Raw genomic sequence first — 24454 nt, forward strand, 5'->3', positions numbered from 1 at the left:
CCCTCTCCCGCTTGCGGGAGAGGGGCCGGGGGAGAGGGCAAGAAGCCGGAGAAGGTTATGGACAACCTCGCAAACGCCAAAACCATGCGTTCAGAGCAAACGCCAGCCGAACAGCACCTCTGGTACCACCTGCGCGCGAATCGCTTCATGGGCCTGAAGTTCAAGCGACAAAAACCGATGGGTCCCTATATCGTCGACTTCATCTGCCTCGAACGCGGCGTCATCATCGAAGTGGATGGCGGACAACACGGCGATGATGTTGCTTATGATCAGCGGCGTGACCGGTGGCTGGCGTCACAGGGCTTCATCGTGTTGCGCTTCTGGAATCACGATGTGTTGAATCAAACGGAGAGCGTGTTGGAACGCATACGACAGGTCGTCGATGAACGGGCTTTCCCGGCACGACTGCCCTCTCCCCCAGCCCCTCTCCCATGAATGGGAGAGGGGAGCTAACCCATGGAAACCATCATGTTCGAGGCCATTTCTACGCATTACCTGTGGTGGATTCTTGCCCTGCTGCTGATTGCGGGGGAATTGTTGTTGCCGGGGTATTTCCTGTTGTGGATCGGCATCGCCGCCGCGGCGATGGGCGTGGTGCTGTGGGTGGCGCCGACGCTGGGGATGTTGGCGCAGGCAATCGTGTTTGGGGTGCTGGCGTTTGCGGCGTGCGTGCTTTACGCGAAGCTCCTGCGGCCGCGGCTGGAGCGCAGCGAGCCGGGTAATGAGCGCTTGAACCGTCGCGGCGAGCAGATGATCGGCCAGCGCTACGAGCTGATCGAGGCGATCGTCAACGGCCGCGGCAAGGCCCGCGTGGGCGACGGCCAGTGGCTGGTCAGCGGGCCGGATCTGCCCGCCGGCAGCACAGTTGAAGTGGTAGCGGTGCAGGGCACCACGCTGCAGGTTCGCGCAGCGGCATGAGTGCGGTCGTCAGCCAGCCTTTCGCCGCGATTGCGCTCAACACGCGCATTGCCTTCCTGGTGGAACTGGCGCGACGACTGCATCAATACGGCACCTCCGCGCCGCGGCTGGAAATGGCCATCTCCGGCGCGGCGCAGCGGCTGGAGCTGGTGGCCGACGTGTGGTCCAGTCCCACCGCCATCATCATTTCGTTCACCGACATGGCGCAGGGCGAGGAAGGCGTGGCGCAGACCACGCAGGTGATGCGGCTGGCGCCGGGCGAGGTGAACCTGGCGCGCCTGTGCCGCGCCGACGACATCGCCGATCGCGCCATCGCGGGCGAGCTGGATCTGCGCGAAGGCTTTCGCCAGTTGCGGCTGCTGGGTCGTCCCGATACACCGTGGGAGCAGGCCGGCACCATCGCCAGCTACGGCTTGTCCGCCGCCGCCATCGCGGCGCTGTTCCTGCACAGTTCGTGGGTCGATCTGGTGGTCGCTGGGGTGATCGGCGTGATCATCGGCTGGATCGCGATACTCGCCGGCACGCGGCCGCGGCTGGCGGTGGCCAGCGACGTGATCTGCGCGATGGTGGCGACTACCGTGGCGATCGTGGTGAGCGCCTTCGTGGTGCCGCTGGCGATCAAGTCGGTGGTGCTGGCGGGCCTGATCATCCTGGTGCCGGGCATGTCGCTGACCAACGCGGTGCGCGAGATTTCCAGCCAGAACCTGGTCTCCGGCATGGCGCGCATGGGCGGCGCCATGGCGACGCTGCTGAAACTGGTGTTCGGCACCGTGGCTGCCACCCAGCTCTGCTCCGCCGCCGGCATCCACGCGCGCGACTACGCCTTGCCTGCGTTGCCGCCCTGGACCGATTACGTGGCGCTGCTGGTGGGCGCGGTCGCGTTTGCCATCCTGTTTCGCGCCGCGTTGCGCGACTGGCCGGCGGTGATCGGCGCGGTGATCGTGGGCTACCTGGCCACGCGCTGGGGCGGCGAGATTTCCGGCGCGCTGCCGGCGGCGCCGTTCGGCGTGTTCCTGGGCGGCTTGCTGCTGGGCGCGTTCTCCAACCTGTACGCCCGTTTTGCGCACCAGCCCGGCGCCGTGATCCGCGAGCCGGGCATCCTGCTGCTGGTGCCGGGCAGCGTGGGTTTTCGCAGCATGTCGTTCCTGCTGGAGCGCGATACGCCGCTGGGCCTGGACACCGCGATGCTGCTGCTGACCCTGCTGGTGTCGATCGTGGCCGGCCTGATGTTCGGCGATTTGCTGATTTCGCCAAGGCGCTCGTTGTAACCCCAAGCCTTCCTTCCCCCGCTTGCGGGGGAAGGGAAATATCGGGCTTTTCAGGCGCCCGACGCTTCCTCGAAGCGGTTGGCGTCGCGGTTCTTGCGCACCTTGGCCGGGTCCCACACGCGGCCGTTCATGGTGATGTAGACGCCATCGGGCAGGGTCTGCACCGCGGCCACGGCGCAGCCGATGTTGAACACCGCATCCGAGCCCTGGAAACGGGCCGGGTTGAGCGCGCCGGTCAGCACGATCACCTTGCCCTTGATGCCGGCCAGCGCCTTGGCGGTGTCGACCATGGTGTCGGTGCCGTGCGTCACCAGCACGTGCCGATGCGGCTGCGCCTCGATGGTGGAACGCACCAGGGCGCGGTCCTCCGCGGCCATGTGCAGGCTGTCCTTGCGCAGGATGGGGATCACGTCGAACTGGAAGCCCACGCCCAGCTGGCTCAGGATGTCGCCGATCTGTGGCGCGCCGATCTTGTAGTCCGACTTGTCGTCGAAATAGATCTTGTCGATGGTGCCACCGGTGGTGACGATGGTCAGATGCTGCATGGGCTGGGCCAGTAGAGGGAATGGCGCATTTTAGCCCGCCCACCGCATCACCCTGTGGCAGCGGCTTCAGCCGCGATGCTCTTCACCCCAGCAACAAACCCGTGTCCTCCGCATCCGCCACCGTCAACCGATCAAGCCCGTGGCTGACGAACCGGCGCAACGCCGCCCCCGGCCGCCGCTCGCCGCTGCGCGCCGACCACGTGGCCTGACGCGCCAGCAACGCGGCCGCCGCGCAACGGGCGAGAGTGAAAGCCAACCCGCGCGCGCCCGCTTCGAGCGACGCACGATCAGCACCATGCCGATCGAGCTGCGCGGCGGCCCCATCCAGCGCGCCGGTGATGACGGCCGCGGCCGTTGCATCATCGCTGGCGACCAGCCAGCCGTCGATCGCCAGCCGCAGCGCCGCCAATCCGTCACCGGCCAGCGCCCGCAAACTGTCCAGCGAAAGCACATTGGTGGTGCCTTCCCAGATGGGATACACCTGCGCGTCGCGCAGCAACTGCGGCAGGCCGGTGTCCTCGATATAGCCGGCGCCGCCGAAACTTTCCAGCGCTTCGGAGCACAGCTTTACCGCCAGTTTTCCCGTCCACAATTTCGCCAATGGCGTGAGCAGGCGCAGCAGCGCCGCTTCATGCGCGGTCGCGCTGCCGCTCTCGACCCGGCCCAGCAGATGCGCCACTTCGAACGCCAGCGCAAAGGCGGCCTCGAATTCGGCCTGCATGTCGGCCAGCGTCCGCGCGTGCAGCGGCTGCTCGATCAAGGGGCGGCCAAACGCCTGCCGCCGCGTGGCGTAATCGCGCGCCAGGCTGATTGCGCGGGCCATGCTGGCCACCGCGCAGACGGCATTCCAGGTGCGGGTGACATTGAGCATCGGCGCCACCTGGCGCACGCCGTGGGCCAGTTTGCCCACGGGCCAGGCGGGCAGGCCGTCGAGATGGATTTCCGCGGTGGGCAGTTCCTGCGTGCCCAGTTTGTCCTTCAGCCGGTCGATGATCAGCTCGGGTTTGCGCCGTGGGCCATCCATCGTTTCCACGTAGAACAGCGCCAGCGCGGCGTTGCCTTCGCCGGTGCCTTCGGGCCGTGCCAGCGCCAGCGCCGCCTCGCCGACCACCGCCGAGCTGAACCATTTGCGGCCATGCAGCCGCCACTGGCCATCGCCATCGCGGCGCGCCACGGTTTCGCTGCGGCTGACGTCGGAGCCGCCGATGTTCTCGGTCATCCATTGGCCGCTGAGCCAGAAGTGCGCCGGATCGCGGCTGAGGAAATGCGGCAGCGCGCGCTCGATCAACGCCGCGTTGCCGGAGGCTTTGATCGCGGTGGCGGCGCCGTCGGTCATCGCCAGCGGGCAGGTGTAGAACTCGCTGGCCACGTGATACAGGTAGACGCGGGCGAACTCCTCCAGCCGCGCGTATTCGCCCGGCGCATGGCCGGCGGCGAGCACCGCGTGCCGCGTCGTCAGGTGCGGGCCTTCCAGCCATGCCGTGGTCAGTTCGATCCGGTCGACGCGGCGGCCCCACGCGTCCCACTGGGTCAGTACCGGTTTGCGTCGGGTGCTTTCGCTGGCGCGTTGCCATGTCATCTGCGCGTAGTCGCCGAGAGCGGCGAGGTCGGCATCCAGCGCCGCGCGGCGTTCGGCTGGCAGCACGCGATCGAGCAGGGCGTGCAGCCATCGATCGCTGCGCCACGGATGCGCCAGTTGCGGACCTTCTTGCAGGAATCCCATGGGTGTTCTCCCTAGGTGACCAGGGTTGGACGTGGAACCGTTCGCCAGACGACTAGAATAGGCGCGTTTCCATCGAGGCGTGCCAGCCCCATGACCCCAGTGACGGTACCGCGTGTGGCGGTGTTGATTCCGTGTTTCAACGAGGCGGTGGCGATTGCCTCCGTGGTGCGCGCGTTTGCCGCCAGCCTGCCGCAGGCACGGATCGTGGTGTACGACAACAACTCGACCGACGACACCGCGCGCATCGCCCGCGAGGCCGGCGCCGAGGTGCGGCGGGAACGGTTGCAGGGCAAGGGCCACGTGGTGCGGCGCATGTTTGCCGATATCGATGCGGACGTCTTCGTGATGGTGGACGGCGACGCCACCTATGACGCCGGCGATGCGCCCGCGATGATCCAGCGCCTGTGCGACGAGCGCCTGGATCTGGTGGTGGCCAGCCGATCCAGCGATCACGCGCAGGCTTATCGCGCCGGCCATCAATGGGGCAACCGTTTGCTGACGGGCCTGGTCGGCTGGATATTCGGCCGCACGTTCACCGACATGCTGTCCGGCTACCGGGTGATGTCGCGGCGTTACGTGAAGTCGTTTCCGGCCCACGCGCAGGGTTTCGAGACGGAGACCGAGCTGGCAATCCACGCGCTGGAATTGCGCATGCCGGTGGCGGAGATGCCCAGCCGCTACAGCGCGCGACCGGAGGGTTCGCACAGCAAGCTCAACACCTGGCGCGATGGCTGGCGCATTTTCCTGACCATCGTGAAGCTGGCCAAGAACGGCCGGCCGCTGGCGTTCTTCTCGGTGGCCTGCGCCTTGTGCGTGTTGCTGGCGGTGGTCCTGTCGCTGCCGCTGTTCGAAACCTATCTGGCCACCGGCCTGGTGCCGCGATTCCCCACCGCGATCCTGAGCGCGTCGCTGTGCCTGCTCGGCGGCGTGTTCCTGGTTTGCGGGTTGGTGCTGGACACGGTGACGCTGGGCCGGCGCGAGCAGAAGTATCTGGCGTACCTCAACCAGCCGGGACTCCCGAGCGCGAGTGATCCGCGCTGATGCGGGCGCTGGATGCGCGGAAATTCCTGGGCGTGCGCGCCTTGCTGGCGTGCCTGTCGTTCGGTGCGCTGCTGTCGGTACTGCGCGGCCAGGACGCCAACTGGGACCTGAAGAACTACCACCTCTACAACGCCTGGGCCTGGCTGCACGGGCGGTTGGCGCTGGATCTGGCGCCGGCGGGCCTGCAGAGCTTTTTCAATCCCTTGCTGGACGTGCCGTATTTCCTGCTGGGCACGGGCCCGTTGCAGCATGGGCCGCGGCTGCTCGCCGGCGTGCAGGGGCTGTGGTACGGCGGCCTGGTCTTCATGCTGTTTCGGGTGGCGATCCGGCTGGCGGGGTTGCGCGGGCGCACGTTTGGCTGGGCCGATGTGTGGGCGGTGCTGATCGGCGTGACCGGAACGATGACGGTTTCCCAGACCGGTTCAAGCTTCAATGAGTTGCCGCTGGCCTTGTTCATCTTGTCGAGCCTGTACGTGCTGTTGCCGTTGTGCGCCGACACGCCGCTGTCGCAGCCGTGGCGGCGCGCGCTGCTGGCCGGTCTGCTGAGCGGCCTGGCTGCGGGTTTGAAACCCACCGCGGTGGTGTATGCGCCGGCCCTGGCGCTGGGCCTGTTGCTGGCGTTGGGGATGCGGCGCGAGGCGTGGCGGCTGGCAACACTGTTCGGCGTCGGTGCGCTGGCCGGTTTCGTTGCGGCGTACGGCTGGTGGGGTTGGCAGCTTTACGAACTCACCGGCAACCCGATCTTTCCGCTGTTCAACCAGGTGTTCCACTCGGCGTGGGTGCCGGCGTTGGGCGGCACCGATCGGCAATATCTGCCGCGCGATCTGGGTCAGTGGCTGTTTTACCCGCTCTATTGGCTGGGAAAGAACCAGCACATCGTCACCGAGGTGAACTTCGCCGATGCGCGTTATGCGCTGGCGGGGTTGTCGACGCTGGCGCTGGTGACGTTGCTGTGGCTGCTGCGGCGCCAGCCGCTGCCAATGGATCGGTCGATACGGTTGTTGTTGGTGTTTGTGGCCACGGCGTACGTGTCGTGGCTGTGTCTGTTTTCGATCCTGCGTTATGCGGTGCCGCTGGAGTTGCTCTCGGGCTTGTTGCTGCTGGCAGCGTTGCAGTGGTTCGCGCCGGCAGACGCGGCGCCGCGGAGTTGGCTGGTGTGGGCGATGGCTGGCGCCTTTCTGCTGCTGGCCGGGTTCAGTCGCTATCCGGGCTGGGGGCATGTGCCGTATGGGGACGTCGCGTTCGACGTGCGGCCGCCGGCGGTCGAGCGCGGCAGCCTGGTGCTGGTGGTGGGGCAGCCGGATGCGTACGTGATTCCGTTTCTGCCGCATGCGCAGGACAACCGGTATATCGGATTGAGCTGGTTCACCCGATCCGCGCTCGGCTTCCGGTTCGATGCGTTGATCCAGGAGCGGATCGCGGCCCATGCCGGCGCGGTGTACGCCCTGCTGCGCGACGACGCCGATGAGGATCTGCCGCTGCTGCAACGGTATCTGCCCGGCGCCCGCATCAGCGATTGCGCGCCGGTGCGGAGCGGGCTGGAGCAACGGCGCAACGGCAAGGACGCTTCCGGTAACCTGCGCATCTGCCGGCTGATGTCCGACTAGTTCAGCGCGCCTTGCGTTTCACGCCGGCGCCCAGCAGGCCGATCAGCAGCACGGTCAAGACGATCTCGACGATGGCCAGCCAGCGTTGGTCGGCGGCGCTCCATGCTTCCGACACGCCATGGCAGAAATAAAACAGGCTGAGGATGCCCACCCACAGCAAGGCGCGGCGCACGTCGCGGATCGCCAGCAGCGGCAGCAACAGGGGCACGGTGGTGATCGCCAGCACCAGCCAGACCGGCACGGTTTGCGCGGGAAACAGCCAGGCATGCCACACCGGCTGCAGCACCGTCAGCGCCGCCCAGGCGATCAGGCCCAGCCGCTGTTCCTGCGGCAGACGCGGCATGGTGCTCATGCGCCGGCCGCCAGTTTGCGTGCGGTGTCGGCAAGGCGGCGGCCCAGAGCACGCGCCAGTTCGCGTTCATGATCGCTGATCGGGTTGTCGCCCGTGGCGCCGGCGACGTGGCTGGCGCCGTACGGTGTGCCGCCGCTCTGGGTGGCGCTGAGCGCGGCTTCGGTGAATGGCAGGCCCAGCAGCAGCATGCCGTGATGCAGCAGCGGCAGGGCCATCGTCAGCAAGGTGGATTCCTGGCCGCCGTGCATGGTGCTGGTGGAGGTGAAAACCGCCGCCGGTTTGCCGACCAGCGCGCCGCTGGCCCATTCGGCGCCGGTGGAGTCGAGGAAGTATTTCAGCGGCGCGGCCATGTTGCCGAAGCGGGTGGGGCTGCCCAGCGCCAGGCCGGTGCAGTCGGCCAGGTCGGCGCGGGTCACGTAGGGTGCGCCGTCGTCCGGTTCGGGCGGCTGCGCCACTTCCGTCACCGGCGCTACCGGCGGCACCTGACGCAGTCGCGCGTGCATGCCGGGCACTTCCTCGATGCCGCGGGCGATCAGGCGCGCCAGTTGGGCGGTGTGGCCGTAGCGGCTGTAGTAGAGCACCAGGATGTCCGGGCTCATGCGCGGTGGTTCCGGCGTCGGCGATTCATGTGTTTTGGGTGTTCATGGGCGATACGCTAGTGTACCGGCGCATGCCGCGCGAGTTCATGCCGCGATGTCGCACGCGAGGTTGTCGCGACGATGCCGCCCCACCGGCGCAACGATGGAAGAATGATGGCCCTGCGCTTCAATCGCGAACGCACGTCGAATTTCAGCCGCTTCATCTGGCAGCGTTTTGTCGACGACAAATGCTTCGAGACGGCCGGCGCGCTGTCGTACACCACGCTGGTGTCGCTGGTGCCGCTGATGGTGGCGGTGTTCGCGATGTTCTCGGTGTTTCCGGTATTCCAGCCCGCACGCGATACGCTGATCACGTTCGTGTTCAACAATTTCGTGCCGGCGGCGGGCGAGGCGGTGCGTAACACCATGCTGGGTTTCGCGGCCAACGCCAGCAAGCTCACCGGCATCAGCATTTTGGTGATGCTGTTCAGCGCGGTGTCGATGATGATCAGCATCGAGGATCGGCTCGATCGCATCTGGCGCGTGCGCCAGCCGCGCGGATGGGGATCGCGTCTGCTGCTGTATTGGGCCGCGTTGACGCTGGGACCGATCCTGGTGGTCGGCGGCATTGCCGCCACCTCGTATGTCACGGCGATGCCGTTGCTGCACGGCGCCTACGACCTGGGCACCAGCATCGCCGAGCGGTTCCTGGTGGTGCTGCCGTTCGTGGTGACGTTCGTGACGTTGTGGCTGATGTATTCGGTGATCCCCAACTGCCGCGTGTCGCGCCGTGATGCGGCGATCGGCGCGCTGCTGGGCGCGGTGCTGTTCGAGGTCGCCCGCTGGGGCTTCACGTTGTTCGTGCGCAATGCGCACACCTACCAGCAGATCTATGGGGTGCTGGCCACGATTCCCATCTTCCTGCTGTGGATCTACCTGTCGTGGGTGATCGTGATACTGGCGGCGTCCATCGCCGCGTCGCTGTCGGCGTACGAATATCACGCGCCGGCCACGACGCTGCCCGAGGGCGCGGAATTCCTGGGGCTGCTGGTGGTGTTGCGCCATTTCATCGAAGCCCAGCGCGATGGCTCGCGGGTGGACCCGGCACAGGTGCGGTTGTGCGAGCCGTATCTGCGCAGCGCCGCCATCGCCGCCTATTTCGACGACCTGCAACGTGCCGACCTGATCACCCGTGGCGAGGCAGGCTGGCTGCTCTGCCGCAGCCTGGACAGCACGGACCTGCTGCGCGTCTACAACAAAACCCATTACCGCCTGCCGTTGCGCCCGGCTGAGGAAGCGGCCGCATTGGGCATCGAGTTGCCCAGGACGTTGCTTGAATTGCTGGACGTGATGGCCGATACCCTGCATGCCGCGCTGGGCACGCGGCTGGACCAGATCTATCCGCAGGACGCCGATGCGCCTGCCGATGTGCCCGCCATTGAGGAACCGAACGCATGACTTTCCGCTTTTCCCGTCCCGCCGTATGGACGGCCATATCCGTCGTGATGCTGGCCTTTGCCGCGCCCGTATGGTCGGCCATGCCCGCGCAGCCCACGCTTCAGGTGACCACGCTGCAGGGCAAGACGTTTGATCTTTCCGCACAGCGCGGCAAGTGGGTCATCGTGAATTTCTGGGCCACCTGGTGCGTGCCGTGCATCAAGGAGATGCCGGACATCTCGCGCTTCGTGGCGGCGCACCCGAATGTCCGCGCGATCGGGCTGGCGTACGAAGACAGCGATCCAGCCGACATCAAGGCGTTCCTGGCGAAGCGGCCGGTGGTGTATCCGATTGCGCAGGTGACGCTGGACAAGCCGCTGAAGGATTTCGACCAGCCGCGCGGGCTGCCCACCACCTACCTGATCAGCCCGGATGGCAAGGTGGCCACGCACATCGTGGGGCCGGTGACCGAAGCCTCGCTGGCCAAGTTGATCGGCCAGCCGTGATGGGCACGCCGTGATGCCGACCGCGCGGTTCGTTGTCATTGGCAAGGTGCAGGGCGTGTTTTATCGCGCCAGCACCCGCGAGCAGGCGCTGGCGCTTGGTGTTTCCGGGCATGCGGAAAATCGGCGCGATGGCAGCGTCGAGGTGCTGGCCAGCGGGTCGGCGCAGGCGCTCGATGCGCTGGAGCGCTGGTTGCGGAAAGGGCCGCCGATGGCCGCGGTGGCGACGGTCGGTCGTGAGGATTTGCCGGAGCAGGGGTTGCGGGGTTTTCAGATCGGTTGAAGAGCACCCCTCCCCAACCCTCCCCTGCAAGCAGGGGAGGGAGCACAGCAGAGCGCTTTGCTCCTCCCCCTGCTCGCAGGGGGAGGCTGGGAGGGGGTTCGCTCTTGATCTGCTCTCTACCCGCCGCCCAGCGCCTGCAACTGATCAGCCTGGTACTCCCGATTCAACGCATCGATCAACTCCCCCAGATCCCCCTGCACGATTTCAGGCAAGCGATAGAGCGTGAGGTTGATGCGGTGGTCGGTAATGCGGCCCTGCGGGTAGTTGTAGGTGCGGATGCGCTGGCTGCGGTCGCCGGAGCCCACCTGTAGGCGCCGCGCCTCGGAGCGTTCCTCACTCTGCTTGCTGCGCTCGACGTCCAGCAGCCGCGCCTTCAGCAGGCTGAGCGCGCGGGCGCGGTTCTTGTGCTGACTGCGCTCGTCCTGGCATTCCACCACGGTACCGGTGGGGATGTGGGTGATGCGGATGGCCGAGTCGGTCTTGTTGACGTGCTGGCCGCCGGCGCCGGACGCGCGGAAGGTGTCGGTTTTCAGGTCAGCCGGGTTGATCTCGATCTCGTCGATCTCGTCGGGCACCGGCATGATGGCCACCGTGGCGGCCGAGGTGTGGATGCGCCCCTGTGATTCGGTTTCCGGCACGCGCTGCACGCGGTGCGTGCCCGATTCGAACTTCAGTTGCGAATACGCACCCTTGCCTTCGATGCGCGCCACCACTTCCTTGTAGCCGCCGTGCTCGCCCGCATGCTCGCTGAGGATTTCCACCTGCCAGCGGCGGCTTTCCGCAAAGCGCAGATACATGCGCAACAGGTCGCCGGCAAAAATCGCGGCCTCGTCACCGCCGGTGCCGGCGCGCACTTCGAGATACAGGCTGGCGTCGTCGCGCGGGTCCTTGGGCAGCAGCAGGATCTGCAGCTCGTCGTCCAGTTCCCGCAGGCGTTGCTCCAGCCGGCGCACGTCGTCGGCGGCCATCTCGCGCAGTTCGGCGTCGTCCAGCATGGCCCGCGCGTCGGCCAACTCGTGTTCGGCCTGGTCGTGTTCGTGCAGCGACGCGGCGACTGGTTCGAGCTGGGCGTATTCCTGCGACAGCGCGCGGAAGCGGGCGTTGTCGGCGTGCACGTCGGGCTGGGCCAGCAACAGGCCGATTTCCTCGTGACGCTCGGCCAGTGCTTCGAGCTTGCGGCGGATCGATGGGGTCATGGGCCGGAATGTTTACCCTGATGGCGGGGCTGAATAGTGGGAGCGACTTCAGTCGCGATGCTTCTGCTCTGAGGCTCCAAAGCAAAAGCATCGCGACTGAAGTCGCTCCTACAAGTTGGGGGTGTTCGCGTCGTCGTCCAGCCCGTACAGCCGGCCCGCCGCGTGCAACAGATCCATGTCGCCGCTGAGCGCCGCCTCGCGCAGGCGCGCGCTGGGGTGATGCAGCAGCTTGTTGGTCAGCGTGTTGGCGAGAAAGGCCAGCGCTTCGTCTGCCGGCTTGCCGTGGGCGATCATGGCGCGGGCTTTTTCCAGCACTTCGTCGCGGTAGGTTTCCGCGTGCTGGCGGATGTCCAGCGCCGGATTGTGCACGGTGAGCGCACGGCGCCAGGCCATGTAGCGATCCACCTGCAGGTCGATGATGGCGTCCGCCTCGCGGGCGGCAGCCTGGCGCGAGCGGCGGTTTTCGTCGATCACCTGCTGCAGGTCGTCGATGCCGTAGAGATAGACATCGGACAACTCGGCCACGCTGGCCTCGATGTCGCGCGGTACGGCGATGTCGACCATGAACATCGGCTTGCGCCGCCGCGTGGCCATCGCCTGTTCGACCATGGCGCGGGTGACGATCGGCGTGCGCGCGGCGGTGGAGGAGATCACGATGTCGGCTTCGGCCAGGTGCTGCGGCAGGTCGGCCAGCGCCACCGCGTAGCCGCCATGGCGGGCAGCCAGTTCCTGTGCGGTTTCCAGCGTGCGGTTGGCCACGATCAGCCGGCGCGCCTGCTTGTCGGCCAGGTGCCGTGCGGCCAGTTCGATGGTGTCGCCGGCGCCGATCAGCAGCACGCAGGCTTCTTTCAGGTCCGCAAAGACCTGCTCGGCCAGGCGTACTGCGGTGAACGCCACCGACACCGTGTGCGCGCCGATGCGGGTGTCGGTGCGTACCCGCTTGGCCACGGCGAAGGTGTGCTGCAGCAGGCGGTCCAGCGGCGCACCCAGTGCCTGCGCGGCGCGGGCCTGCTGGTAGGCATCCTTCACCTGGCCCAGGATCTGCGGCTCGCCCAGCACCATCGAATCCAGCCCGGTGGCGACGCGGAACATGTGCCGCACCGCATCCTGTTCATCATGCCGATACAGGAACTCGTCCAGCTTGCCCGGCGTCAGATGGTGGTGGCGATTCAGCCATTGCTGCGGGATACCCTCGGCGCCGGCCGCCACGCCCACATACAACTCGGTGCGGTTGCAGGTGGACAGGATCAATGCCTCTTCCACGCCCGGCTCGCCACGCAGCGCGCGCACGGCTGCCGCGGCGGCGTCCGGGTCGAACGCCACGCGCTCGCGCAGGCTGACCGGCGCGGTGAGGTGATTGAGCCCGAGGGCGATCAGCGGCATTTTCGGAGGGGATCCGGGCGGGAATGACGGCAGCGTAGGCTAAGCTTGATACATGCTGCCGTGTATGAGGCGAATACGGCGAAACGGTCAAACAAACGGTGAACAGTGTGCGGAGCAGGGCGGTCAAGTTCAAGCAACTGCGGCATTTTACGGCAGTCTCGGCATTGGCGCTGGGGCTGGGTGGGTGCGCCTCGATGGCGTCGCGGCCGGCCACCACCGCAACGGCGCCCGCGCAGCCGTTGACGCACCTGGTGGTGGCGACGCCCGACGCCGACCACGATCTGCTGGCCCAACTGCTGGCCGGCGAGATGGCGCTGAACCGCACCGACCTCGCCGGTGCGGCCGGATTCTTCGGCAAAGCCATGCTGCTGAGCGACGAGCCCGAAGTGGCCGAACGCGCCGCCGGCCTGGCCACCGCGGTGCACGATGACGCCGCCGCGCAGCGCGCGCTGGACCGGTGGCAGTCGCTGGGTGCCGAGCCTGCCGCGCTGGCTGCGGGACGCGCGCAACTGGCGCTGGACCGCGGCGACGGCGACGAGGCGGCCCGTCAGTTGCAGCGTTTGCTGGACAGCGGTGACAAGGACGCCTGGCGTCAGCTCGGCCGCGTCTTGCTGGCTGCCCGCGACCAGGCCCAGGCGGGCCGCCTGCTGGAAAAGCTGGCCACGGCGCAACGTTTGCCAGCCGACCCCAGGGCGTGGCTGGCGATGAGCGAACTGGGCGACAAGCTGGGCCGCCACGCTTACGCCATGCAGATCGCCCAGGCGGCGATGGAGCGTTTCAAAAGCCCCGAAACCTACGCCTGGGCGGCGCAGATGACGTTCCGCCAGGGCGACCATGCGGCGGCGCAGGCGCTGCTGCGCCAGGCCGTTGCGCGTCATCCGGAAAGCACCGCGCTACGCATGGGCTATGCCGGCATGTTGAGCCAGGCCGGCGACAATGCCGCCGCCTTGCGGGTGCTCGACCGCGGCCCGCAGGATGCCGACACCTACGCCCTGCGCGCGTCGCTGGCCGCGCGGGCCGACGATGACAAGGCGATAGCGGCGTTGTACCAGCAGTTGCAGAAGGCTTCGCCCGACGTGCGCCGGCACAACGCCTACCTGCTCGGGCAACTGGCGCAGATGCAGCGCCGCGATGCCGAGGCATTGACCTGGTACGACCAGGTGGCCGATGACGACCCGCACGCGTTCGACGCCGACCTGCGCACCGCGGTCATCCTGCAATCGCAAGGCCACAGCGCCCAGGCCCACGAGCTGCTCAGCCAATTGCAGATGAGTTACCTCGATCAGCCCGATCAACTGCGACAGGCCTATCAGGTGGACGCCGAGCTCTACATGCGCGAGCAGCACTTCACGCTGGCCGAAGCGGCGTTCAACCGCGCCTTGCAGGTGGTGCCGAACGATCCCGGCCTGTTGTACGGGCGCGGGCTGGCCTATGCCGAGGCGGGCAAGGTGGATCAGGCGGTGAAGGATTTCGAGCACCTGCTGAAAATCAAGCCCGATGACATCGACGCCAGCAATGCGCTGGGCTACACCTTGGCCGATGCCGACCGCGATCTGCCGCAGGCCGAAAAACTGCTGCGCGCCGCCCGTGCCGCCAAGCCGCAGGACCCGGCGATCGCCGACTCCTGGGGTTGGTTGCAATATCGGCTGGGTCACCTCGACAAGGCGGCCGAGGTTCTGCGCGGCGCGTGGCAGTCGCGCAAGGACACCGACGTGGGCGTGCATCTGGCCGAGGTGTTGTGGAAACAGGGTCGGCAACAGGAAGCGAAGAAATTGTTCGACGAAGTACGCAAGCTCGACCCGCACAGCAGTTTGCTGCGCGAGACCCTGAAAAGGCTGCAGCCGTGAAGCGCCTGTTGCGGCATGCCCTGTTGGTGTTGCCGTTGCTGCTGACCGCCTGCGTGCCCGCCGTGCGCATGAAAGGCGACGCCAGCCTGCTGGCCGCCCAGCAGGCACGCGAACGGGTGCTGGCGCCGGTCGATCGCTGGGTGCTGCAAGGGCGGCTTGGCGTATCCAACGGCAGTGACGGCGGCAGCGGAAGTTTCAGCTGGAGCCAGGATGGCGACCACTACGAATTCGTGTTGCGCGCACCCGTCACCGGCAAGAGCTTCCGCCTCAGCGGTGACGGCCATGGTGCGCTGATGGAAGGCCTGGATGGCGGGCCGATCCGCGGCCGCGACGCCGAATCGCTGATGCACCGGGCGCTGGGTTGGGATGTGCCACTGCGCGACCTGCGCGCCTGGGTGCTGGGGCTGCGCGCCGACAGCGGCCCCGCGGAGCTCACTTTCGGCGAGGACCGGCTTCCGGCCACGCTGCTGCAGGATGGTTGGAGCGTGGATTATCGCGAGTGGGATACCAGCCGCCAGCCGCCACTGCCGAAAAAGCTGTACGCGACGAAACCGCCGTACAAGGTGAAACTGGTGATCGAATCGTGGCAACTCCCCTGAGTGCGGTTCGCGGCGATGACGCTACACCCCATCCTCGATCCGGCCGCCACGACATGAGCTGCCGGATCGTGCGTGCCCGCGCCGCTGACGTCGACGCGCTGTGCGAGATCGAGCGCAAGGCGGTGCAGCTGTTCCGCGGCCACCCGGCCTGGCCGTCGTATGCGGCGATGGTCATTCCGCCCCCGTTGCTGCATCTGGCGATCAGCCGCGGCCTGGTATGGGTGGCGCTGGACACGTCGGACGAGCCGGTGGGTTTCGTATGGCTGGATACCGACGTGGGCGAGGGCGCGATCGGCATTGCCGAGCTCGACGTACTGCCGTCGCACGGCCGCCGTGGCATTGGCGCGGCGATGCTGGAACATGCCTGCGACTGGGCGCGCGCGGCCGGCTATCGCCGGGTCGACCTGGGTACCCTGGCCGATGTGCCGTGGAACGCGCCGTTCTACGCCAGGCATGGCTTCGTGGCGGTCGACAAGAACGATCCGACCTTCGCCCTGGCCCACCAGCGTGATCGTGACAACGGTTTCCCCGAGCACCTGCGCCAGTTCATGAGCCGTCATCTGCCGCCGCTGGCCGCGGGCGATTGGACGGTCTGGCCGGCGCCGGCCAAGCTCAACCTGTTCCTGCGCATCGTGGGCCGGCGCGACGATGGCTACCATGAGCTGCAGACGGTATTTCGGCTGCTCGACTGGGGCGATGAGATACGCCTTCGCGTCCGTGGCGATGGCGGGATACGCCGGCTGAGCGACACGCCCGGCGTGCCGGCCGAACAGGATCTGGTGACCCGCGCCGCGCGCCTGCTGCAAGCCGATGGCGGCCTGGGCGTCGACATCGCGGTGAAAAAACGCATTCCCATGGGTGGCGGCCTGGGTGGCGGCAGTTCCGATGCGGCCACCGTGCTGGTGGCGCTCAACCACCTGTGGGGACGCCACCTCGACATCGATGCGCTGGCCGAGCTGGGCCGCCAGTTGGGCGCCGACGTGCCGGTTTTCGTGCGGGGCAGGTCGGCGTGGGCCGAAGGCGTCGGCGAGAAACTCACGCCGCTGGCGTTGCCGCGGCGCTACCATGTGGTGCTTGACCCGCACGAATCGGTACCGACGGCGGCGCTTTTCCAGGCGCCCGAATTGACACGAAATGCGCCGCGGGCGACAATTTCATCCTTTGTTTCCGGCGAAACGTCGGAGAACGCCTTCACGACAGTTGTGCGAGCGCGACACCCGCGGGTGGCCACGGCGCTGGACTGGTTGGCGGGCTTCGGCGAGGCGCGACTTTCCGGTAGCGGTGGTTGCCTGTTCCTGGAGACGAAATCACTCGATCGGGCGGTGGCGATTGCGCGTCGTTGCCCGGCGGCATTTTCGGCACAAGTGGCCGCAGGTGTCGACGTGTCACCGCTGAACCAGGCCCTGGCGCGCCATTGCGGCGCGCCGTGAGCCGCATGGATCGAACCAAAGCACGAACGAAAACTAAAACTTCTGGGGCGTCGCCAAGCTGGTTAAGGCACGGGATTTTGATTCCCGCATGCGCAGGTTCGAATCCTGCCGCCCCAGCCATTCATGATGGCCATTGGTTCTGAGGTAATGACTGTGGATACGTCCACCCCGATGCTGCTTTTTTCCGGCAATGCGCACCGCGCACTGTCCGAGAACGTCGCCCAGCGCCTGGGTGTGCCCTTGGGCAAGGCGCTGGTAGGCACCTTCAGCGACGGCGAAGTGCAGATCGAGATCGAGGAGAACGTCCGCCGGCAGGAGGTTTTCGTCATCCAGCCCACAGGCGCGCCGAGCGCGGAAAACCTGTTCGAGCTGCTGGCGCTCACCGACGCACTCAAGCGGGCCTCGGCCACCAGCGTCACCGCGGTGATGCCGTATTTCGGCTATGCACGGCAGGATCGCCGGCCGCGCTCGGCGCGGGTGCCGATCACCGCCAAGCTGGCTGCCAAGATGGTCAGCGCCGCTGGCGTGGATCGCCTGCTCACGGTGGATCTGCATGCCGACCAGATCCAGGGTTTCTTCGACATCCCGGTGGACAACGTCTACGCCTCGCCGGTGCTGCTGGCCGACATCTGGCGCAACCACGCCACGGACGACCTGATCGTGGTGAGCCCGGACGTGGGCGGCGTGGTGCGTGCGCGGGCCATTGCCAAGCGGCTGGACGACGCGGATCTGGCGATCATCGACAAGCGCCGTCCGCGCGCCAACGTCTCCACGGTGATGAACATCATCGGCGACGTGGAAGGCAAGACCTGCGTGATGGTCGACGACATCGTGGACACCGCCGGCACCTTGTGCGCGGCCGCCGCCGCCCTGAAGGAGCGTGGCGCCCGCAAGGTGATCGCCTACTGCGTGCACCCGGTGCTGTCGGGCGCGGCGGTCAGCAACATCGAGAACTCCCAGCTCGACCAGCTCATCGTCACCAACACCTTGCCGCTGCGTGCCGAAGTGCAGGCCTGCGGCAAGATCCGCCAGCTGTCCGTCGCCGAACTGCTGGCCGAAACCATTCGCCGCATCGCCTACGGCGAGTCGGTGAGTTCGTTGTATGTAGATTGAGAGACGGGATTCGGGATTGGGGATTTGGCATTCGCAAAAGCGCCACTGGCTCTGACGAATCACAAATCCCAAATTCCAAATCCCGAAACACAGACTTCACCTGGTCGCGGGGAAGTCAACCAGTCGCCGCGAGGCGGCAAACAACCACCAAGGTAGTGAAAAGCAATGTCCAAGAATCTTGAAATCAAGGCGCAAAGCCGCAAGGACGAGGGGAAAGGTGCGAGCCGCCGCCTGCGTCGTGCCGCTTATGTGCCTGCCGTTGTCTACGGCGGCGATCAGGCTCCCGAGAGCATCCAGATCGAGCACAACACCATCCTGCTGGCCGCGAAGAACGAGTCGTTCTTCTCCTCGGTGCTCGACCTGAACGTCGACGGCAAGGTGCAGAAGGTGCTGGTGCGCGACTGGCAGAAGCACCCGTTCAAGCAGCTGATGATGCACATGGATTTCCTGCGCATCGACGAGAACGCCAAGCTGCGCGCCAACGTGCCGCTGCACTTCCTCAACCAGGAAACATCGCCGGCCGGCAAGATGTCCGGCGTGGTGATCTCGCACAACCTGACCGAGGTGGAAGTCAGCTGCCTGCCGAAGGACCTGCCCGCGTTCATCGAGCTGGATCTGGGCGCGGTCGAAGCCGGCGACATCATCCACCTGTCGCAGCTGAAGCTGCCGGCCAACGTGGAACTGCCCGCGCTGGCGCTGGGCGAGGCGCACGACGCCGCGGTGGTCACCGTGAACGCCGTCAAGGAAAGCGCTGCCGACGCGGCCGAAGACGCGGCTGCCGAAGCCGAGGCCGAGGCGAACAAGGCCGCGGCTGCCAAGCCGGCCAAGCCGGCGGCTGACAAGAAGTAAGCCGCGACGGCCCGCGCTCCGATGGAGTGCGGGCCGTCCTGCTGCTTCTGCGCATGGCTGGTTTGCGACTCATCGTCGGGCTGGGCAACCCCGGTACCGAATACCTCCGAACCCGGCACAACGCCGGGTTCTGGCTAGTTGACGCCCTCGCCAGCGCTCAAGGCGAGCGTTTCGCCTTCGACGGCAAGCTGCATGGCGAGAGTTGCCGCGTGCGCCTCGGTGGCGAACCGGTCTGGCTGCTGAAGCCGGCCACCTTCATGAACAAGAGCGGCATCGCCGTGGTTTCGGCGCTGCGCTATTACAAGATCGAACCCGAACAATGTCTGGTCGCGCATGACGACCTGGATCTTCCTGCGGGCACCGTGCGGCTGAAGTTCGACGGCGGCCACGGCGGCCAGAACGGCCTGCGCGACATCATGGCCCACCTCGGCCACGGCAAGTTCCATCGCCTGCGCGTGGGCATCGGCCACCCCGGCCACCGCGACCAGGTCACCCCGTGGGTGCTGGGCCGGCCGTCGGCCACGGACGAGGACGCGATCCTCGACGGCATCGCCCGCGCCCTGGACGTGCTGCCGCTGGCAGCGGAAGGCCAATTCGACAAGGCGATGCAGTTGTTGCATACGAAGTAGCCGGGATTGGAGATTCGGGATTCGGGATTCGTCAAAACATGGCGGCCCGCTCTTCCGAATCCCGAATCCCGAATCCCAAATCCCGGAGTCCCAAATGGGCATCAAATGCGGCATCGTCGGTCTGCCCAATGTCGGCAAGTCCACCCTGTTCAACGCGCTGACCAAGGCGGGCATCGCCGCGGCGAATTTCCCGTTCTGCACGATCGAGCCGAACGTGGGCGTGGTGCCGGTACCGGACCCGCGCCTGAACGCGCTGGCAGAGATCGTCAATCCGCAGAAGGTGATCCCGACCGCGGTGGAGTTCGTCGACATCGCCGGGCTGGTGGCTGGCGCGTCGAAGGGCGAGGGCCTGGGTAACAAGTTCCTGGCCCACATCCGCGAGGTCGACGCGATTGCTCACGTGGTGCGCTGCTTCGAGGGTGACGTGATCCACGTGGCCGGCAAGGTCGATCCGATCGCCGACATCGAGACCATCGACACCGAGCTGGCGCTGGCCGACCTCGAGTCGGTGGACAAGGCGCTGAACCGCGCCGAGCGCGCGGCCAAGGCGAACGACAAGGAGGCGCTGGCGCGCAAGCCGGTGCTGCAGAAATTGTCCACCGGGCTCAACGAGGGCAAGTCCGCCCGCAGCCTCGGCCTGGACGAGGAAGAAAAGGCGCTGGTGCGCGACCTGTTCCTGCTCACCCTGAAGCCGCTGATGTACATCGCCAACGTCCCCGACGACGGCTTCGAGAACAATCCGCTGCTCGATGTCGTGCGTGAGCGCGCTGCGGCCGAGGGTGCCGAAGTGGTGCCGGTGTGCGCGTCGATCGAAGAGGAAATGGCGCAGCTGGACGACGCCGACCGCGACGAGTTCCTGAAGGACATGGGCCTGGACGAGCCGGGTCTGAACCGGGTGATCCGCGCCGGTTACAAATTGCTCGACCTGCAGACCTATTTCACCGCCGGCGTGAAGGAAGTGCGCGCGTGGCAGTTGCGCCGCGGCTCCAGCGCACCGCAGGCGGCGGGCGTGATCCACAGCGATTTCGAGAAGGGCTTCATCCGCGCCGAGACGATCGGCTACGACGACTTCATCCAGTACAAGGGCGAAGCCGGCGCCGCCGCCGCCGGCCGGCTGCGCAAGGAAGGCAAGGAATACATCGTCAAGGACGGCGACGTGCTGCACTTCCTGTTCAACGTCTGAGCTGCCGGACGTTCGGCGGCGCAGCGATCAGATGTCGCTGTCGTCGCCTTCGGTGATCTGCCGCTGCATGCGGTCCAGATAGGCGTCGAGTTCTTGCGTGCTGGCGAAGACCTCGTTCACCGGCACGGCCTTGACGATGTCGAACACCTTGCGCACCTGCGGCTGCGGATTCAGCAGCAGGGTGTGGCCGCCGCGGGCGCGCATGCTTTTGCGGATCTTGGCAAAGCTGCGCAGGCCGGCGCTGCTGACGTATTCAAGGTGGGCCAGGTCGATCACCACGGTGCCGCCATCGGCGAGCCGTGGCAGCAGGGCGAGCATGGCCTCGTCGAGCTCGCCGAAGGTCATCGCGTCGAGGCGGCCGCCGACCTGCACGACCGCGCGGTCGGGGGCGGAGAATTCACTGTGCAGGCTGAGCGTCATGGTGAAGATCCATCCTCGGTCGGGTAGGTGAAGCGAAGCAGCAGGTGATTGCCTTGCGCGTCCCGTGTATAGCGCATTTCGTCGGTCATGGTGCGTGCGAGGTGGATGCCCAGGCCGCCGATCTGCTCGCGGTCGGCCAGGTCGCCGGTAAGGGTGGGGGCGGCGGATTGCAGCGGATCGAAGGCGATGCCGTCGTCGATCAGCTCGATCGTGGTGGCGCCGGGTCGGGACTGCAGCAGCAGCCGAATCCGGCCGGGTCGACCATCGGGGTAGCCGTATTCCACCGTGTTGACCATCAGCTCCTCCAGCACCAGGCGCACGTCGCCGTGCAGTGATGCCGGGACTTTTGCCTCCTGCAGCAGCTGCTCGCAGCGGTCGAGCGCCACGAAGACGTCCGGCAGCCGGTTGTCGATGTCTATCCCGGTCGCCGGCACCCCGGTGCCGTGCCAGGTCAGCGCCAGCAGGGTGATGTCGTCCGCCTGCGCGGCATCCGCCACGAAATGGTCGACGTCGCCCAGCAACCGCTCGATGTAGCCGGCGGTGGTGGCGGTCGACGGCACCTGCACCAGGCTTTCCACGGTGCGCTCGATGCCGTACATCTGTTGCTCGTGGTCGCTGGCTTCGGTGATGCCGTCGGTATACATCAGCAGCGTTTCGCCGGTGCGCAGGCGCAGGCGGTGTTCCGGATAAGTGGAATCCTCGTACAGCCCCAGCACCGCGCCGGTGGGGAATTCCAGCAGTTGCGGCGCGCCGCGGCCGCACAGGATCGGCGGCTCGTGGCCGGCGCTGGCCAGTACCAGGTCGCCGCTGCCGGTGTCCAGCAGGCCGCACAGCAGGGTGACGAACATGCAGCTGTCGTTGCCGCGGCAGAGTTCGAGATTGAGCAGATGCAGCAGGTTCTGCGGCGTCTGTGCGCGCGGCGCCAGCGCCTTGGCCAGGGTGATCGTCTGCGCCATGAACAGGGCGGCCGGAATGCCCTTGTCGGAGACGTCGCCGACCATCACGAAGAAGCGCTGCGGGTCGAGCATGAAGTAGCTGTAGAGATCGCCGCCCACCGCCCGCGCGGGACGCAGCGCGGCATGCAGTTCGAACTGCGCGCAGACGGCGTCGAGGTAGTGTGCATTCGGCAACAGGCCCAGCTGGATCTGATGGGCGATCTCCAGTTCGCTGGCCAGCCGCTGTTTTTCGCGCGCCACCCGGGCGAGATCTTCCAGGTGCAGGGCCAGCTCGCGGCGCATGTGATCGAACGACTGGGTCAGGCGGCCCACTTCGTCGGGCCGGCGGGCCGGCGGCAATTCGAAATCCAGCTCGCCGCGGGCAACGTGCTCGGCGCGGTCGGCCAGCACACCCAGCGGCGCCATCGTGCGACGGATCGTCAGCAGGGTGATCAGCGACACGCCGAGCAGCGCCAACAGGCCCAGCGCGAGGCTCAGCATGAAGATGCGCCGCACGCTGGCGTAGGTCTGGTACTCGGGCACCACCAGCCCAAGCCGCCAGCGGGTGCCTTCGATCGGTGCGGAATAAACCCAGACCGGCCCGCGCGCCCGCGGGTTCTGCGCCACCCGCAGGCGCATGGTTCCGGCCTGGTCGCTGGCCAGCGCGTTGAGCAGGGCCGGTGAGCCGCGTTTGCCGACCAGAACCGGATTGTCGTGCGCCAGGTAGTTGCCGTCGCTGTCGAGCACGAAGGCGTAGGCGCCCGCGGGCTTGTCCAGGCTGCTGAGGATATTGTGCAGCCAGTCGAGCGTGACGTCGGCGTTGATGATGCCGGTGGGGTGCCCGTTGCGCTCGATCGCCACGGAGTAGTTGATCACCTGGCGGTGCCGCGACAGCGACAGGAACGGCCGCTGCCAGCAGCCGCTGGCGCAACCGAGTCCGCCGAGGAACCAGTTGCTGTTCCAGTAGGGGTTGCTGTCTTGCGACAGGTTGCGGCTGGTCAGGCTGCCGTCGTCCAGTCGACGCACGAACGGCGAGTACATGGGCGCATCGGAGGGGTCGGGTGACGGCGTGAACACCGCGGCCAGGCCGTCCATGTCCAGATTGGTGGACAAGGTGTCGCGCAGCAGGGGTTCGGCGTCATCCTGGCGGGTGGCGACGATCGTTGCGAGCATCTGCGCCGAGACGGCCACGCGATCGATCCTGGCCTGGATCTGGCTACCCGCGTTGGCCGCCAGGGCGGCGGCCTCGTGGTGGGTGTGCTGCAGGATCTGCGCGCGGGTCAGGCTGAGCAACAACGCCCCGATCGCCGCAAGCACGACCGTGGATCCGACCAGAACCCACAGTGCTGTCCGCGATGCAATGCTGCGCAGGGCCATGCTGCATTCCCGGTTTCCTTGGCCTTGCATCTAGCCACGAATAATTGGTTGTCCGCAAGCCGGACCGGCAAGGGTGGTTTCGTCAGTCAGGGCATAATCCCGCCCTCCTACTTCACCGACGAGACGCCGCCCCATGTCCGGACAACAGCACGAAGTGACGTTTCGCTTTCTCGCCCAGCCAACGGACGTCAATTTCGGCGGCAAGGTGCATGGCGGCATGGCGATGAAGTGGATCGACCAGGCTGGCTATGCCTGCGCGGTGGGCTGGAGCGGGGCGTATTGCGTCACCGCATCGGTGAGCGGCATCCAGTTCGTGGCGCCGATCCTGATCGGCGACCTGGTCACGGTACGCGCGCGGCTGATCCACACCGGCACCAGCAGCATGCATCTGGCGGTCGACGTGCTGGCTCGCGACCTGCGTCGCGACGAGCAGCGCCTGGCCACCAGCTGCGTCATGGTTTTCGTGGCGCTCGACGGGCAGGACGGCAAGCCCGCCCCGGTGCCGCGCTGGGAACCGCGCGACGACAGCGAGCGCCGGCTGCAGGCGCAGGCCCGGCAGTTGCTGGAGCTGTCCAAGGGAATGGAGCAACTGGTCGATCTGCGCGGCGTGACACTGGATTGAGCGGCCGCAAAACCCGCCGGAAAATCATGCGGACATGCGAATTCGGTGCCAGAAGGTGTTGACAGTCCCGGGTCCGATCCACACAATACGCGTTCTTTGTTGGAGGGATACCCAAGCGGCCAACGGGGGCAGACTGTAAATCTGCTGGCTTACGCCTTCGGTGGTTCGAATCCACCTCCCTCCACCAGTTGCAAGCGGCATCATGCGACGTGAAAACGGCGCGGTTGACAAAGGGTTCCGCGCAGGGCGGGAGTAGTTCAATGGTAGAACATCAGTTTTCCAAACTGATTACGCGGGTTCGATTCCCGCCTTCCGCTCCATTGTTCTGCACGTGCCCGGCGCCCTCGGTCGAAGCAGTCGCTGCTTAGATCGACGCCTTGATGAAGTCCGGCCGGATGCCGGGTTTATCTTCGCCATCACGGAGGATGGCAAAAAGTATCTGCTCATGTAGCTCAGTCGGTAGAGCACTTCCTTGGTAAGGAAGAGGTCACAGGTTCGATTCCTGTTATGAGCACCAGTTCAGTTTGACCTTCACGGTCGTGACCCTAGCAGGGCACGTTTTCTTTTTAACCATTGACTCCATCGGGGTTTAGCGCGCATGGCAAAGGGTAAATTC

At 66.6% G+C, this 24454-nt stretch carries 24 protein-coding genes and 4 tRNA genes; 20 read left to right on the forward strand and 8 right to left on the reverse strand.

Going from position 1 to position 24454, the window contains the following annotated elements; translation table 11 throughout:
* Positions 1–57: 57 nt before the first annotated feature.
* From UU9_RS17675 to UU9_RS16910, 3 genes are read left to right on the forward strand one after another with little or no spacing between them, the layout of a single operon-like run.
* Positions 58–435: an endonuclease domain-containing protein gene (locus UU9_RS17675; RefSeq protein WP_007082987.1), complete on the forward strand. Its 378-nt coding sequence runs from the start codon at positions 58–60 to the stop codon at positions 433–435.
* Between the two features lie 21 nt (positions 436–456).
* Positions 457–918 carry an NfeD family protein gene (locus UU9_RS16905; RefSeq protein WP_007082988.1) on the forward strand — a complete coding sequence of 154 codons (462 nt, stop codon included), beginning with the start codon at positions 457–459 and terminating at the stop codon, positions 916–918.
* The gene (locus UU9_RS16910; RefSeq protein WP_007082989.1) at positions 915–2186 is read left to right on the forward strand and encodes a threonine/serine exporter family protein; all 1272 of its coding nucleotides are present in this window, start codon (positions 915–917) and stop codon (positions 2184–2186) included. Before UU9_RS16905 ends, UU9_RS16910 begins: the two co-directional genes overlap by 4 nt.
* Before the next feature lie 50 nt (positions 2187–2236).
* Here the strand turns inward: UU9_RS16910 and UU9_RS16915 are convergent, their stop codons facing one another.
* Together UU9_RS16915 and UU9_RS16920 are read right to left on the reverse strand one after the other, a co-directional pair.
* Positions 2237–2731 carry an asparaginase domain-containing protein gene (locus tag UU9_RS16915; protein ID WP_007082990.1) on the reverse strand — a complete coding sequence of 165 codons (495 nt, stop codon included), beginning with the start codon at positions 2729–2731 and terminating at the stop codon, positions 2237–2239.
* 82 nt (positions 2732–2813) lie between these two features.
* Positions 2814–4454, reverse strand: a complete 1641-nt coding sequence (locus UU9_RS16920; protein WP_007082991.1) for an acyl-CoA dehydrogenase family protein — start codon at positions 4452–4454, stop codon at positions 2814–2816.
* Positions 4455–4544: 90 nt separating this feature from the next.
* On the opposite strand from UU9_RS16920, the gene UU9_RS16925 reads away from it, so the two are divergent.
* Together UU9_RS16925 and UU9_RS16930 are read left to right on the forward strand one after the other, a co-directional pair.
* Entirely contained in the window at positions 4545–5495 is a 951-nt protein-coding gene (locus tag UU9_RS16925; RefSeq protein ID WP_007082992.1) for a glycosyltransferase family 2 protein, read from the forward strand.
* The gene (locus tag UU9_RS16930) at positions 5495–7102 is read left to right on the forward strand and encodes a hypothetical protein (protein WP_007082993.1); all 1608 of its coding nucleotides are present in this window, start codon (positions 5495–5497) and stop codon (positions 7100–7102) included. The genes UU9_RS16925 and UU9_RS16930 overlap by 1 nt, the downstream gene beginning before the upstream one ends.
* Position 7103: 1 nt before the next feature.
* Here UU9_RS16930 and UU9_RS16935 read toward each other — a convergent pair whose 3' ends face one another.
* Positions 7104–7454, reverse strand: a complete 351-nt coding sequence (locus tag UU9_RS16935; protein WP_007082994.1) for a DUF2069 domain-containing protein — start codon at positions 7452–7454, stop codon at positions 7104–7106.
* Entirely contained in the window at positions 7451–8053 is a 603-nt protein-coding gene (wrbA, locus tag UU9_RS16940; RefSeq protein WP_007082995.1) for an NAD(P)H:quinone oxidoreductase, read from the reverse strand. The genes UU9_RS16935 and wrbA overlap by 4 nt, the downstream gene beginning before the upstream one ends.
* A 153-nt stretch (positions 8054–8206) precedes the next feature.
* On the opposite strand from wrbA, the gene UU9_RS16945 reads away from it, so the two are divergent.
* Genes UU9_RS16945 through UU9_RS16955 form a run of 3 tightly spaced genes read left to right on the forward strand, consistent with a single transcriptional unit; the run spans position 8207 to position 10255 of the window.
* Positions 8207–9490 (forward strand): YihY family inner membrane protein, encoded by a 1284-nt coding sequence (locus UU9_RS16945; protein ID WP_007082996.1) that lies wholly within the window; start codon positions 8207–8209, stop codon positions 9488–9490.
* On the forward strand, positions 9487–9975 hold the full coding sequence (locus UU9_RS16950; protein ID WP_007082997.1) for a TlpA family protein disulfide reductase: 489 nt from the start codon (positions 9487–9489) through the stop codon (positions 9973–9975). Before UU9_RS16945 ends, UU9_RS16950 begins: the two co-directional genes overlap by 4 nt.
* Before the next feature lie 13 nt (positions 9976–9988).
* Positions 9989–10255, forward strand: a complete 267-nt coding sequence (locus tag UU9_RS16955; RefSeq protein WP_007082998.1) for an acylphosphatase — start codon at positions 9989–9991, stop codon at positions 10253–10255.
* A gap of 116 nt (positions 10256–10371) precedes the next feature.
* On the opposite strand, the gene prfA is transcribed toward UU9_RS16955, so the two are convergent.
* A complete protein-coding gene (gene prfA, locus UU9_RS16960) occupies positions 10372–11451 on the reverse strand; it encodes a peptide chain release factor 1 (RefSeq protein ID WP_007082999.1) in 1080 nt (359 codons plus the stop codon).
* A gap of 108 nt (positions 11452–11559) precedes the next feature.
* Positions 11560–12834: a glutamyl-tRNA reductase gene (gene hemA / locus UU9_RS16965; RefSeq protein WP_007083000.1), complete on the reverse strand. Its 1275-nt coding sequence runs from the start codon at positions 12832–12834 to the stop codon at positions 11560–11562.
* A 194-nt stretch (positions 12835–13028) separates the two neighbouring features.
* Here hemA and UU9_RS16970 point away from each other — a divergent pair, with 194 nt between their 5' ends.
* From UU9_RS16970 to ychF, 8 genes are all read left to right on the forward strand, one after another.
* Positions 13029–14681, forward strand: coding sequence for a tetratricopeptide repeat protein (locus UU9_RS16970; protein WP_007083001.1), 1653 nt, complete (start codon positions 13029–13031; stop codon positions 14679–14681).
* Complete coding sequence (lolB, locus tag UU9_RS16975; RefSeq protein WP_007083002.1) at positions 14678–15280, forward strand: lipoprotein insertase outer membrane protein LolB; 603 nt, start codon at positions 14678–14680, stop codon at positions 15278–15280. Before UU9_RS16970 ends, lolB begins: the two co-directional genes overlap by 4 nt.
* Before the next feature lie 53 nt (positions 15281–15333).
* A complete protein-coding gene (gene ispE, locus UU9_RS18605) occupies positions 15334–16710 on the forward strand; it encodes a 4-(cytidine 5'-diphospho)-2-C-methyl-D-erythritol kinase (protein ID WP_007083003.1) in 1377 nt (458 codons plus the stop codon).
* 43 nt (positions 16711–16753) lie between these two features.
* Positions 16754–16830 (forward strand) — tRNA-Gln (locus tag UU9_RS16985).
* A 27-nt stretch (positions 16831–16857) separates the two neighbouring features.
* A complete protein-coding gene (locus UU9_RS16990; protein ID WP_050982479.1) occupies positions 16858–17823 on the forward strand; it encodes a ribose-phosphate diphosphokinase in 966 nt (321 codons plus the stop codon).
* Between the two features lie 165 nt (positions 17824–17988).
* On the forward strand, positions 17989–18672 hold the full coding sequence (locus UU9_RS16995; RefSeq protein WP_007083005.1) for a 50S ribosomal protein L25/general stress protein Ctc: 684 nt from the start codon (positions 17989–17991) through the stop codon (positions 18670–18672).
* A gap of 53 nt (positions 18673–18725) precedes the next feature.
* Positions 18726–19301 (forward strand): aminoacyl-tRNA hydrolase, encoded by a 576-nt coding sequence (pth, locus tag UU9_RS17000; protein ID WP_007083006.1) that lies wholly within the window; start codon positions 18726–18728, stop codon positions 19299–19301.
* Positions 19302–19395: 94 nt separating this feature from the next.
* Complete coding sequence (gene ychF / locus UU9_RS17005; protein ID WP_007083007.1) at positions 19396–20484, forward strand: redox-regulated ATPase YchF; 1089 nt, start codon at positions 19396–19398, stop codon at positions 20482–20484.
* Between the two features lie 27 nt (positions 20485–20511).
* Here ychF and UU9_RS17010 read toward each other — a convergent pair whose 3' ends face one another.
* Positions 20512–20904 carry an STAS domain-containing protein gene (locus tag UU9_RS17010; RefSeq protein ID WP_007083008.1) on the reverse strand — a complete coding sequence of 131 codons (393 nt, stop codon included), beginning with the start codon at positions 20902–20904 and terminating at the stop codon, positions 20512–20514.
* Complete coding sequence (locus UU9_RS17015) at positions 20901–23216, reverse strand: SpoIIE family protein phosphatase (protein ID WP_007083009.1); 2316 nt, start codon at positions 23214–23216, stop codon at positions 20901–20903. Before UU9_RS17015 ends, UU9_RS17010 begins: the two co-directional genes overlap by 4 nt.
* Positions 23217–23349: 133 nt before the next feature.
* Between UU9_RS17015 and UU9_RS17020 the strand changes: the two genes are divergently transcribed.
* From UU9_RS17020 to UU9_RS17035, 4 genes are all read left to right on the forward strand, one after another.
* Positions 23350–23838 carry an acyl-CoA thioesterase gene (locus UU9_RS17020; protein ID WP_007083010.1) on the forward strand — a complete coding sequence of 163 codons (489 nt, stop codon included), beginning with the start codon at positions 23350–23352 and terminating at the stop codon, positions 23836–23838.
* Positions 23839–23939: 101 nt separating this feature from the next.
* Positions 23940–24025, forward strand: a tRNA-Tyr gene (locus UU9_RS17025).
* A 59-nt stretch (positions 24026–24084) separates the two neighbouring features.
* Positions 24085–24158: transfer RNA gene (locus tag UU9_RS17030), tRNA-Gly, on the forward strand.
* Between the two features lie 121 nt (positions 24159–24279).
* Positions 24280–24355 (forward strand) — tRNA-Thr (locus UU9_RS17035).
* The last annotated feature ends 99 nt before the right edge of the window (positions 24356–24454 follow it).

It is taken from the genome of Rhodanobacter fulvus Jip2, assembly GCF_000264315.1.
Lineage (GTDB): Bacteria > Pseudomonadota > Gammaproteobacteria > Xanthomonadales > Rhodanobacteraceae > Rhodanobacter > Rhodanobacter fulvus.